Annotated in this window: 9 protein-coding genes; 8 read left to right on the top strand and 1 reads right to left on the bottom strand. The window is 35.1% G+C overall.

The window, feature by feature from the left end; translation table 11 throughout:
• Window positions 1-122: 122 nt before the first annotated feature.
• Together EK386_RS12790 and EK386_RS12785 are read left to right on the top strand one after the other, a co-directional pair.
• Entirely contained in the window at window positions 123-1166 is a 1044-nt protein-coding gene (locus EK386_RS12790) for a Cj0069 family protein (RefSeq protein ID WP_126659570.1), read from the top strand.
• A gap of 161 nt (window positions 1167-1327) precedes the next feature.
• Window positions 1328-2428: an acyltransferase family protein gene (locus EK386_RS12785; protein WP_126659569.1), complete on the top strand. Its 1101-nt coding sequence runs from the start codon at window positions 1328-1330 to the stop codon at window positions 2426-2428.
• A 182-nt stretch (window positions 2429-2610) separates the two neighbouring features.
• On the opposite strand, the gene EK386_RS12780 is transcribed toward EK386_RS12785, so the two are convergent.
• Window positions 2611-3123 carry a DUF3231 family protein gene (locus EK386_RS12780; protein WP_126659568.1) on the bottom strand — a complete coding sequence of 171 codons (513 nt, stop codon included), beginning with the start codon at window positions 3121-3123 and terminating at the stop codon, window positions 2611-2613.
• Window positions 3124-3468: 345 nt separating this feature from the next.
• Here EK386_RS12780 and EK386_RS12775 point away from each other — a divergent pair, with 345 nt between their 5' ends.
• The 6 genes from EK386_RS12775 (at window position 3469) to hemA (ending at window position 12315) form a co-directional block, all read left to right on the top strand.
• Window positions 3469-4476 carry a tetratricopeptide repeat protein gene (locus EK386_RS12775; RefSeq protein ID WP_439331235.1) on the top strand — a complete coding sequence of 336 codons (1008 nt, stop codon included), beginning with the start codon at window positions 3469-3471 and terminating at the stop codon, window positions 4474-4476.
• 106 nt (window positions 4477-4582) lie between these two features.
• On the top strand, window positions 4583-5875 hold the full coding sequence (tig, locus tag EK386_RS12770; RefSeq protein WP_126659566.1) for a trigger factor: 1293 nt from the start codon (window positions 4583-4585) through the stop codon (window positions 5873-5875).
• 228 nt (window positions 5876-6103) lie between these two features.
• Complete coding sequence (clpX, locus tag EK386_RS12765) at window positions 6104-7372, top strand: ATP-dependent protease ATP-binding subunit ClpX (RefSeq protein WP_126659565.1); 1269 nt, start codon at window positions 6104-6106, stop codon at window positions 7370-7372.
• Window positions 7373-7691: 319 nt separating this feature from the next.
• Complete coding sequence (gene lon, locus EK386_RS12760; RefSeq protein ID WP_126659564.1) at window positions 7692-10010, top strand: endopeptidase La; 2319 nt, start codon at window positions 7692-7694, stop codon at window positions 10008-10010.
• A gap of 4 nt (window positions 10011-10014) precedes the next feature.
• Complete coding sequence (gene yihA, locus EK386_RS12755) at window positions 10015-10596, top strand: ribosome biogenesis GTP-binding protein YihA/YsxC (protein ID WP_126659563.1); 582 nt, start codon at window positions 10015-10017, stop codon at window positions 10594-10596.
• Between the two features lie 357 nt (window positions 10597-10953).
• Window positions 10954-12315: a glutamyl-tRNA reductase gene (gene hemA, locus EK386_RS12750; protein WP_126659562.1), complete on the top strand. Its 1362-nt coding sequence runs from the start codon at window positions 10954-10956 to the stop codon at window positions 12313-12315.
• Window positions 12316-12419 lie beyond the last annotated feature (104 nt).

Here is a 12419-nt window from a genome sequence, read left to right as displayed (position 1 = left end):
AATCTAGGTATTTATTCTTATTCAAAATTTAGTAACAATTTAATAATTATTTACAAAAAAATGTAACTAATATAATACTTCACCTTTATAATTTAATTAAATAATGCAAGGGAGGGATTTGTTTGAGAAATAAAGTAATTTTCTTTGAAGTGCAAGGTGGAAATGATAAAGGTGCAGATGGGTATCGTAAGGATACAATGCCTATGGTGGACGCTCTAAAAGAAAGAGGGATGGATGCAGAAGTTATCTTTTTTGACAAAGAAAAAGAAGACGAAATTTACAACTATGTATCCACAAATGCACTAGCCTATGTATCTCGTATTAATCCAGGTAATTTAAAAGAAGAACAGGCGTATTTTGAAATGTTACGTCGTCTTTGTCAGGATGGGGTCATCGGTATGCCACATCCGGATGCGATGATTGGTTATGGATCAAAGGATGTTCTCGTAAAACTAAAATCAACAACACTCGTTCCGGATGATACATTTGCTTATTACAATATGGAAGATTTCAAACATCAATTCCCAAAATCATTAGCGAAGGGCGAACGTGTACTAAAACAAAATCGAGGATCTACTGGGGAAGGAATTTGGCGTGTGACGCTCGTGAATCCACAAGAACATCAGCAGGAAATTCCATTCGATGCACAAATTAAGTGTACCGAAGCAAAGGATAATCACGTAGAATTTTGGCAGTTAGGGGAGTTTATTGAATACTGTGAACAATACATTACAGGTGACAACGGGATGCTGGTTGATATGCCGTTCTTACCTCGTATAACAGAAGGCGAAATCCGCTTATTTATGTTAAGCGAAAAACCAGTGTATGTCGTTCATAAAAAGCCGGCAGAAACGGAAAATGCCTTCAGTGCTACGTTATTTTCTGGTGCACAATACCGATATGATACGCCAGATCAATGGTCAAACTTAGTAGAAAATTTCCTAAGTGAACTACCACAAGTTATGACATTGCTAGGTGGATATGACTTGCCGTTAATTTGGACAGCAGACTTTATTTTAGATACGGATGAATTAGGACAAGACCGATACATATTAGGTGAGATGAATTGTTCATGTGTTGGGTTTACATCACATTTAACCTTAGCCCATAATGTAGCCGAAGAAATCCTATCAATTATTAAAAAAAATAAAACGGTGACAGCATAGTTTAGAGAAAAAAGAATACATTGCAAATCAGATGAAAAAGGATAAAGCACAGTATTCAACTGTTCTCTATCCTTATTTTTGTGTGGAAATTATTCTATCTAATAAAAGGATGAATATGGTAATATAGGATTCTAGTTTCTCAATAATTTTAGGAGTGTTTTATGGACGTAAACAAGACAGTTCGTCAATATGATTTGGATTGGATTCGAGTTATTGCAACAATCGGTGTTTTTTTGTATCATTGCTCGATGTTTTTCAATCCATTTCCGTGGCATGTGAAAAATAATACCATCGATACAAGCGGGATATTGGTCTTTTCGCTATTTGTAGGGGTATGGATTATGCCCATATTTTTTGCGATTTCGGGGATGAATACGATTCACTCGTTAACGAAACGGAGTACCTTCACTTTTTTGAAAGAACGTTTTATTAGACTAGGAATCCCACTTGTATTCGGTGTTTTTATTTTATCGCCACCACAAGTATTTATTGAACGTATAACAAATCACCAATTTTCTGGTACTTTTCTACAATTTCTTCCTACTTATTTCGATGGCTTATATTTAGATATCGGTGGGAACGGGAATTTTGCCTTTTCAGGATTGCATCTTTGGTATTTGCTCGTATTACTCGTGTTCTCCATTGTTGCATTACCAATCTTTAAACTATTGCCACAAGTGAAGAAGTTTAGTGGGTTTCATTTTCTTCTCCTACCATTCATTCTGTTCTTAAGTGGTGTCATTAACACGCTCGGTTTAGGTGGATGGGATCTCGTATTTTATTTCATTATTTTTATCTATGGTTATTATTTTTTTTCAAGTGCTACCTTTAAACCGGCTCTAAAATCAAACTATAAAAAATTAGTTGTGATAGCAATCATCACTTCAGTAATTTATATCGTTTGGTTTATGATAGGCCTACCTGTAGCAGGATCGATACAAGATTACCTTTTTTATGGAGTTAAGGTTATTGCTTGTTGGAGTTGGCTATGCGTTATTTTTTCTTTGGCTGCTAAATATTTGGCATTTTCAAATCGCTTCCTAACGTATTCAAGTGAGGCTTCAATGCCATTTTATGTATTGCATCAACCGATCATAGTATTTATTGGCTTTTTAATACATGATCTTTCTTGGCCAATCCTTTATAAAATGATTTTTTTAATTTTAAGCTCGTTTTCAATCATTATGCTGATATATCATTTTGTTATTCGGAAAATAAATATTTTACGAATTCTATTTGGATTGAAGGGAAATTATCGGTAAATTTCAAATTGAAAAAGGATAGAAGCGGCTTAACATCATGCATCTCCTATCCTTTATAATATTTTGTCTAGCTACAGGCGCTAGCTCCGAGGGCAACTTCGCAAATCGCCTTCAAGGACAAAAAGCGTCCTTTTGTCGGTCAGTTGTTTTCAGAGCTGGGCGAGCGCCTTTCGCTTTTCTTATTATCTTTCGTCTTGTGGACTCATATGAAGTGGGGGAGGTACTAACCACCCTTTACTTTTATTTAAACGAAGCAATTTTGCTCCCATTTGTGCTTTTGCCATATGGAATTGAGCGTACATATAAGCAATATCTTCCCGTGTGCACATACTCATCGCAGTACTACATGCCACTAATCCAGCAGCTGCATTACCAGAAAGGATAGCACTAATTTCAGGATCCATATACTTTGCGCCAACAGGAATATCTTCAAGTCTTGCATTCGGACGTTCTGGTGGAGCAGGAGGTAGGCCGACACCGTTCACTTTTAGGATTTCTTTTAATTGCTTATTTTCTTCTTCCATTCCTACAATCGCTTCTTCAACTAATTTTGCTAAGTCGCGATCCCCAGTATGGTTATATAATGTTTGGTACATTGCAATCATACCGTTGTTCGTTAAAACGTTTGACCACATAGTGAATATTTCACCATAGTGTAATGGCTCTTCTTTTGGATTTCTACTCATAATACCCATGTATAGCACTCCTTATATTCCTTTTTTCCTTACAAAATCTAGATTAGACAAGTTTATTAATATTATTCAAAATCACATAAATGTAACAATTTGTAGACCTTCTTCCCTAAAAGGTATTTTCTTTTTGTGGTTTAGCTACTAACAAAAATGGGAAATAAAGAGTTCAGTCGATTAAAAATTACAATACAAGGTAAATACTTGAATAATTCCAAAAAATGTGGAAGGATACGTTTTATCTACCACTTAACTTTACATAAAAACGAAAGAGATTAGAGTTGTTTTCGTTATTCAATTCAAGGTAAAATATTAACGGAAATGGTGGAAATATTTTGAAGACATCCAGGGGTGAGACGTTTGAAGAGAAAAACAAAAAAATATACAACATTCAATAATGTCGTTATCTTTCCTGGGACAGCGGAGTTCTTATTAAAACAAGCGCATGATTATGTTGAAAGTTATCAATTTGATTTGGCAAATGAAAAATTTGAAGAAGCTCTCCAGTATGAAGAGGGGGATGAGTTTACTTTAAGTGTTTATGCGTATTCACTCTATGAAGCAAAATCTTTTGAAAAAGCAAAAGAAACTTGTGAACAATTGTTAAGTATTGGACCAACGATGTATTTGGAAATAATGGAATTATATTTAACCATTTGTATGCAGTTGAAACAATACAAGCAAGTGGAGCAAATTATTACGTCCTTACTTGAAGAAGGCGCTATTCCAAAAGAGCAAATCGATAAATTTGAACGATTAAAAGAAATCAATGCTAATATTGCTGAAAATAAAGAACAACAAGAGGATCTACAAAATAATTTAATTGAGATCGATAAAGATAAATTTTCGCTCAATAATTTTTTACAGCTTACTTCTCATGAGCAGCTAACTGCAGTGCATGAATTGACAACGACGAATATCCGCCCAATCGTTGCGGAATTGAAGGCGATCATTGAAAATGAGAAAACCCATCCATTTATTAAAAGTATCGTTCTAATATTGTTAGTTGAACAAGAAGTAAATATAGATATAAAAATAAGTAAATTTGACAAAGAAAAAATGGTCAATCCATCACAAATGGAATTACCAACAAAATTACCGCAATTTATAAATGTATCACGAATAATTTCTGAGAAACTTGAAAAGGAACCTTCTACATTAGAAATGGTCGAATACTTAATAGCAAAGCATGCGATCGTTACCTATCCCTTTGAATGGCTAGATTTTGATGAGGAGGATGTAGCATTAGGTTACATTGATTTAGTGCGCACAATGTTTGGGCATGTACAAGAAATGGATTATGAACTTGTCGATTTTTTGCAAAAGCTCGAAATGCTTACAGAACTACAAGAAGTATGAAAAAAGTTGAAACTCATGCTAACTATGTTATACTAAAATGGTTGTCAAAATCGTATAAACGAGTGGTTTGTCTAACAATTGTAAATTAATTTTGGAGGTATTATAAATGTCAGCAAAATGGGAAAAACAAGAAGGTAATATCGGTACTCTAACAATCGAAGTACCAGCTGAAGAAGTAAATAAAGCTCTAGATAAAGCATTTGCTAAAGTTGTAAAAGAAATCAACGTACCAGGTTTCCGTAAAGGGAAAATGCCTCGTCCGATTTTTGAAAAACGCTTTGGTGTAGAAGCTCTTTATCAAGATGCTTTAGAAATTTTAGTTCCAGATGCATACTCAAATGCAATCGATGAAACTGGGATCACTCCTGTAGATTACCCAGAAATCGATGGAACTGAAGCTTTCGCAAAAGGTCAAGCTTTCACATTTACTGCAAAAGTTACAGTTAAACCAGAACCAAAATTAGGTGATTACAAAGGTTTAGAAGTAACAAAAGCGTCAACTGAAGTGACTGACGAAGAAGTAGAAGCTCAAATCCAAGAACAATTAGCGCGCAAAGCTGAATTAGAAATTAAAGAAGATGAAGCAATCGTTAATGGCGACACTGCAGTAATCGATTTCGAAGGATTCCAAGATGGAGTAGCTTTCGAAGGCGGTAAAGGTGAAGACTACGCATTAGAAATCGGTTCTGGATCTTTCATTCCAGGATTTGAAGAACAATTAGTAGGCGTAAAAGCTGGCGAATCAAAAGATGTTGTTGTAACATTCCCAGAAGAGTACCATGCTGCTGAATTAGCTGGTAAAGAAGCTACTTTCAAAGTAACTGTTAAAGAAGTGAAAACAAAAGTACTTCCAGAATTAAATGATGAATTCGCGAAAGAAATCGACCCAGAAGTTGAATCTTTAGAAGCATTACGTGCAAAACTTAAAGAGCAAGCTGCTGAACAAAAGAAAGCAGATGCAGAAAGTGCATTACGTGATGAATTAGTAGAAAAAGCTGCTGAAAATGCAGAAATCGAAATTCCAGAATCAATGATCCATAACGAAATCCACCGTATGATTGATGAATTTGGTCAACGTTTACAAATGCAAGGAATGTCTTTAGATCTTTACTATCAATTCTCAGGTCAAGACGAAAATGCATTACACGAACAAATGCGTCCAGAAGCTGAAAATCGCGTACGTGTTTCTTTAACACTAGAAGCAATCGGCCAAGCTGAAAACATCGAAGTGACTGAAGAAGACGTAAATGCTGAGCTTGAAAAAATGGCAGGTCAATTCGGTATGACAAACGAACAAATCATTACAGCATTAGGCGGTTCAACTGAAATTCTTGAAAACGATATTCGCACTCAAAAAACAGTAGAATTTTTAGTTGAGAACGCAAAAATTACTGAATAATTTTCATTTTTCTAGTACAATAAAATTATTAGGTAAAATGTAATAATATGTTAAGTTAATAATTTAAATGTAATACAAGGTACGGCGTTTTACCGTGCCTTGTTTTAACATACTAATACATAAAGACAAAATGCCTATAGTAATGATATTATAGACAACTCAAAACAACTTATTTGATAATGGCATAAGAATCTTGTAAGATTGTTGCTTGAATAGGGGTGAAGCAAATTGTTCAAATTTAATGATGAAAAAGGCAATTTAAAGTGCTCTTTCTGTGGCAAACCACAAGAACAAGTACGGAAATTAGTAGCTGGACCTGGCGTATACATTTGTGACGAATGTATCGAACTCTGTTCTGAGATTGTAGTTGAAGAGCTTGGAGTAGAAGAAGAAATTGATTTTCAAGATATTCCAAAGCCAAAAGAAATATTATCAATTTTAGATGAATATGTAATTGGACAAGAGCGCGCCAAAAAAGCTTTAGCAGTTGCCGTGTACAATCACTATAAACGCATAAATTCTAACAGTAAAATAGATGATGTAGAGTTAGCTAAATCAAATATTGTGTTAATTGGTCCAACAGGTAGTGGTAAAACATTGCTTGCCCAAACGTTAGCCCGTATTTTAAATGTACCATTTGCCATTGCAGATGCGACATCTTTAACTGAAGCGGGATATGTTGGGGAAGATGTAGAGAATATCCTATTAAAGCTGATCCAGGCTGCGGATTATGACATCGAACGAGCAGAAAAAGGCATTATCTATATCGATGAGATTGATAAAGTCGCTCGTAAATCAGAAAATCCTTCAATCACTCGTGATGTATCCGGTGAAGGTGTACAACAAGCATTACTTAAAATTCTTGAAGGTACTGTAGCAAGCGTTCCTCCACAAGGTGGTCGTAAGCACCCACATCAAGAGTTTTTACAAATTGATACAACGAATATTCTATTTATTGTTGGTGGAGCTTTTGATGGGATTGAGCAAATTATTAAGCGTCGTCAAGGTCGTAAAGTAATTGGTTTCGGTTCAGATCCAAAGAAACAAGAAGATGACAGTGTATCATTACTATCACAATTAATTCCAGAAGACTTATTAAAGTTTGGTTTAATTCCAGAATTTATTGGTCGTTTACCGGTATTAGCTTCTTTAGAACAATTAAATGAAGATGCGCTTGTGCGAATTTTAACAGAACCGAAAAACGCTTTAGCAAAACAATATCAAAAAATGTTAGAGCTAGATAAAGTCGAGTTAGTATTTGAAGAAGACGCATTAAAAGCGATTGCAAAAGAAGCAATTGAACGAAAAACAGGTGCTCGTGGTCTACGTTCAATTATTGAATCGACAATGCTAGAGATGATGTTTGAATTACCATCTCGTGAAGATATTGTAAAATGTGTTGTGACGAAAGAAACAATTACAGATAAGGCTACACCAAAATTAATTCTTGCTGATGGAACAGAACTTAATAAAAATGGTAAGAAAACTTCAGCATAAGCTTTAGTTCAGCATTATATAGTACAAAAAAAGCTGACTTCGAACGTGCGTTAACCCGCTAAGTCGTAAGTCAGTTTTTTTAAAGATAAAATAGGAAAAATTTTCTTAAGGGTAATTGCTTTTGCTTTTCTTTTAAAATTCCATGATTTACATACAGATATAATTTTTTTCTCTACATAATAATAAGTAAAGCAGGAATTCTTCATAAAAATGAAATTCTAAAAATTACTATAAATTATGTTAGTGAAATGTTTTGTTTTTAACACATACTAAACACGGCGGGTTGTTACGGAAAATGTGGATGGAGGTGAATGCCCGCATGAGCAATAAGAAAGCAAATATTCCTCTGTTACCTTTACGAGGCTTATTAGTATACCCTTCAATGGTTTTACATATTGATGTAGGTAGAGCTCGATCAGTAGCTGCACTAGAATACGCAATGTTAAATGAAAACTTAATCTTTTTGGCTACACAAAAAGATTTACGAGTTGAACAACCTAAAAAAGATGAACTATATTCCATTGGTACCTTAGTCAATGTAAAACAAATGCTAAAACTGCCAAACGGTACTTTACGTATTTTAGTTGAAGGAATTAGTCGTGCACAAATTGTGAAATATACTGAGCAAAAAGATTTCACAGTGGTGGATTTAGAGATGCAGGAAGATGATACGGATAAGGACGTTGAAATAGAAGCTTTAATGCGTACACTGATTAACTACTTTGAAAAATATGCGAAGTCTTCGAATAAAATTACTACAGAAACAATTGATTCAGTAGTTGATATTGAAGAACCAGGTCGATTAGCTGATATAATTGCTTCTCATTTACCATTTAAAGTTGCTGAAAAACAAGAGGTCCTAAGCATCTTTAACATTAAAAAACGTTTAGATCATCTAATTATTCGACTACATGATGAACAAGAAGTGTTGAATTTAGAAAAGAAAATCAATTCAAAAGTAAAGCAAGCAATGGAACGAACGCAAAAAGAATATTATTTGCGTGAACAAATGAAAGCGATTCAGGCTGAGCTTGGCGATCGTGAAGGAAAAACAGGTGAAGTTGCAGAATTACGAAAACGGGTTGAAAGTGCAGGAATGCCAGAATCAACGAAAAAAGTCGCTTTAAAAGAACTTGATCGCTACGAGAAATTACCAGCAGCAAGTGCTGAAAGTGGTGTCATTCGTAACTATATTGAGTGGTTAATTACGATTCCTTGGACAGAAAGCACAACAGATCGTCTTGATATCCATCATGCCGAGGAAATTTTAAATCGTGATCATGATGGGCTTGAAAAAGTGAAGGAACGTATTTTAGAATATCTTTCTGTACGTCAGCTAATGAATTCAGTTCGTGGTCCGATTCTATGTTTAGTAGGTCCTCCAGGAGTTGGTAAAACTTCGCTAGCACGTTCAATTGCAGAAAGTCTTGACCGTAGTTTCGTTCGAGTGTCATTAGGTGGGGTACGTGACGAATCAGAAATCCGTGGTCACCGTCGTACGTATGTAGGTGCGATGCCGGGTCGTATTATTCAAGGAATGAAAAAAGCTGGGACAGTTAATCCAGTATTTTTACTTGATGAAATCGATAAAATGTCTAATGATTTCCGTGGAGACCCTTCAGCTGCAATGCTAGAAGTATTAGATCCAGAACAAAACAATTCCTTCAGTGACCATTTCATTGAAGAGCCTTATGATCTATCTCAAGTAATGTTTGTTGCAACGGCAAACGATCTAAGTACAGTGCCAGGTCCATTACTTGACCGTATGGAAGTCATCACAATTGCTGGTTACACGGAACTGGAAAAAATCATGATTACGAAAAATCATTTAATCCCGAAACAAATTCAGGATAATGGTTTAAAGAAATCTCAATTAGTCATTAAAGATGAAGCAATTGTGGATTTAATCCGTTATTATACGAGAGAAGCTGGGGTACGTAATTTACAACGTCAAATTGCAGCTGTTTGTCGAAAAGCAGCTAAAATCATTGTGTCTGGTGATAAAAAACGAGTAACAGTGAACCCGAAAGTATTAGAGGATATGCTCGGGAAACATCGCTATCATTACGGTCAGGCCGAAACAGAAAATCAAGTGGGTGTTTCAACTGGTTTAGCCTATACGGCTGTTGGTGGCGACACACTACAAATTGAAGTTTCCTTAACTCCTGGAAAAGGGAAGCTAATGTTAACCGGAAAGCTTGGGGAAGTAATGAAAGAATCTGCACAAACGGCATTATCCTATGTTCGCTCCTTGTCAGACCGACTTGGAATTGATGCAGATTATTTCGAACAAAATGATATTCACATTCACGTTCCAGAAGGTGCAGTCCCAAAAGATGGTCCATCTGCAGGGATTACGATGGCGACAGCTCTAGTTTCGGCGATTTCAAACAAACCGATTAAACGCGAAATTGGGATGACAGGTGAAATTACGTTGCGTGGTAGAGTATTACCAATTGGTGGTTTAAAAGAAAAATCGTTAGGTGCACACCGAGCGGGATTAACGACAATTATTATTCCGAAAGATAATGAAAAAGATATTGATGACATTCCAGAAAGTATTCGTGAACAGCTTACGTTTAAACCGGTGTCATCCGCAGAAGAAGTGTTGAAGATCGCACTTGTTGGAGGTTTTTAATAAAATGAAAGTCCATAACGTAGAAATGGTCATCAGCGCGGTAAAGCCAGAACAATATCCAGATGATGGACTACCTGAATTTGCTCTTGCTGGAAGATCAAACGTAGGGAAATCATCTTTTATTAACAAGATGATTGGCAGAAAATCGATGGCTCGTATTTCCTCTAAACCAGGGAAAACGCAAACATTAAATTTTTATAAAATTGAAGAACAGTTATTTTTCGTTGACGTTCCTGGATACGGCTATGCCAAAGTATCGAAAACAGAGCGCGAGGCTTGGGGAAAAATGATTGAACGATATATAACAGCACGTAGCGTGTTACGTGCTGTTGTCCTTATCGTTGATTTGCGTCATTCGCCTACAAATGACGATATCATGATGTATGACTTTTTAAAGTACTACAACATTCCTGCAATCGTAATTGCTACAAAAGCAGATAAAATCCCAAAAGGTAAATGGGATAAGCATAAAAAAGTAGTGAAAGATGCGTTGCAAATGGACAAAAATGATCCTTTGGTTGTATTTTCATCGGAAACAGGACTTGGCTATGACCAAGCTTGGGCTGAAATTGAAAAGCGTATGTGATTTATTTCTACATAATTCAATCTATAGATGTTTTATTAAAAATTGACAAATTTCGTCGGTTTTTAATAAAACATCTTTTTTTGATACATAATGTAATAAAGAGACTAAAAAAAATTAATAATAGGTAGTAATTATGTCGGTTTATGTATTACAATATAAATAAGTATTTTAGATATATGTTTAAATTGCGACAAATGAGTGACTACCATTGAAACGTGGAGCATTATTTGTTACACTTTTTTTAGAATAATTCTAATTTAAAATTTCTCAACATAATTTTTAAGATTACCCTGCAGAAATTGATTTCTTTATGATAGAATAGGCTTTATGAAATAGAACGTGTGAGGTGTAAAGTTCATGCATACACTGGTAGTAGGCTTGAATTATAAAACTGCGCCAGTCGAAATTCGCGAAAGATTGTCATTTATTGAGAATGAACTTCCGAAAGCGATGGCGGCGTTAAAAAAAGAAAAAAGTATATTAGAGGACGTAATTGTTTCGACATGTAATCGAACTGAAATATATGCGGTTGTTGATCAATTAAATACGGGTCGTTATTATATTAAACAATTTTTATCAAAATGGTTTAATATCCCAGTTGATCAATTCGATAAGCATTTATACATTCGTGAAGATGATGATTCCTTACACCATCTGTTCCGTGTTACTGCCGGAATTGATTCTATGGTGTTAGGTGAAACACAAATTCTTGGACAAGTAAAGAAAAGCTTTTTAGAAGCCCAAGAAGTAGGTACGACTGGAACAATTTATAATCAGTTATTTAAACAAGCAGTTACATTTGCAAAGCGTGCACATAATGAAACGACAATCAATGAAAATGCCGTTTCGGTTTCTTATGCTGCAGTGGAATTGGCAAAAAAAATCTTTGGTTCTCTTAAACATAAACATGTAGCGATTTTAGGTGCTGGGAAAATGGGTGAACTTGCGATCCAAAACCTTTATGGTAGTGGTGTTGGTAAAGTAACGGTCGTGAATCGAACATTTGAAAAAGCTGAAAAGTTAGCGTCAAAATTCCATGGTTCTGCAAAATCAATGGCAGAATTACAATGTACATTACTTGAGGCCGATATTTTAATCAGTTCAACGGGTTCAAGCGATTACGTGATTGATTTTGAATTAATGGAGTTTGTTGAACGTCTACGTAAAGGAAAACCGTTGTTTATGGTCGATATTGCCGTTCCACGTGACTTAGATCCACGTATTGGCGATTTACCGAATGTGTTCTTATATGATATTGATGACTTACAAGGAATCGTAGAAGCGAACTTAGCAGAACGTGAACAAGCTGCACAACAAATCACAGATATGATTGGACAAGAAGTGGTTCAATTTAAAGATTGGTTTGCAACATTAGGTGTGGTACCTGTTATTTCAGCGCTTCGTAAAAAAGCAAATCAAATTCAACAAGAAACAATGGTCAGCATTGAAAACAAAATGCCAAATTTAACTGAACGTGAACGTAAAATTTTAAATAAGCATACGAAATCTATTATTAATCAGCTTTTAAAAGAACCAATTCTCCAAGCAAAGGAATTGGCCAATGCTCCAAAAGCAAGTCAACAACTTCAACTATTCCAGCAAATATTTGGAATTGAAGAAGATGTACAAGAAGAAGTGAAAAATGCACAAACCCAACAAATTGTACAAGCAATCAGTTCACAAAATGAACCAATTTTAACGAAAAAATTGTCATTTTAAGTAGGAAGAAATTAAGGCGTTTTCGTATCTGTGTGGTAAACTAGATACGTAAAACGCTTTATTATTTTGAAATTTTACATATTTTTTACTTTGATATCTTTAAA

The sequence above is a fragment of the Lysinibacillus antri genome (genome assembly GCF_003977595.1).
Taxonomy (GTDB): Bacteria; Bacillota; Bacilli; order Bacillales_A; family Planococcaceae; genus Ureibacillus; species Ureibacillus antri.
The sequence above is the reverse complement of the archived record's forward strand: the minus strand, read 5'-3'. Positions and strand labels throughout refer to the sequence as shown.

Coding starts and splice junctions, on each gene's coding strand:
- EK386_RS12785 (WP_126659569.1), top strand. CDS start 1,328: ATGGACGTAAACAAGACAGTTCGTCAATATGATTTGGATTGGATTCGA.
- EK386_RS12780 (WP_126659568.1), bottom strand. CDS start 3,123: ATGGGTATTATGAGTAGAAATCCAAAAGAAGAGCCATTACACTATGGT.
- tig (WP_126659566.1), top strand. CDS start 4,583: ATGTCAGCAAAATGGGAAAAACAAGAAGGTAATATCGGTACTCTAACA.
- lon (WP_126659564.1), top strand. CDS start 7,692: ATGAGCAATAAGAAAGCAAATATTCCTCTGTTACCTTTACGAGGCTTA.
- yihA (WP_126659563.1), top strand. CDS start 10,015: ATGAAAGTCCATAACGTAGAAATGGTCATCAGCGCGGTAAAGCCAGAA.
- hemA (WP_126659562.1), top strand. CDS start 10,954: ATGCATACACTGGTAGTAGGCTTGAATTATAAAACTGCGCCAGTCGAA.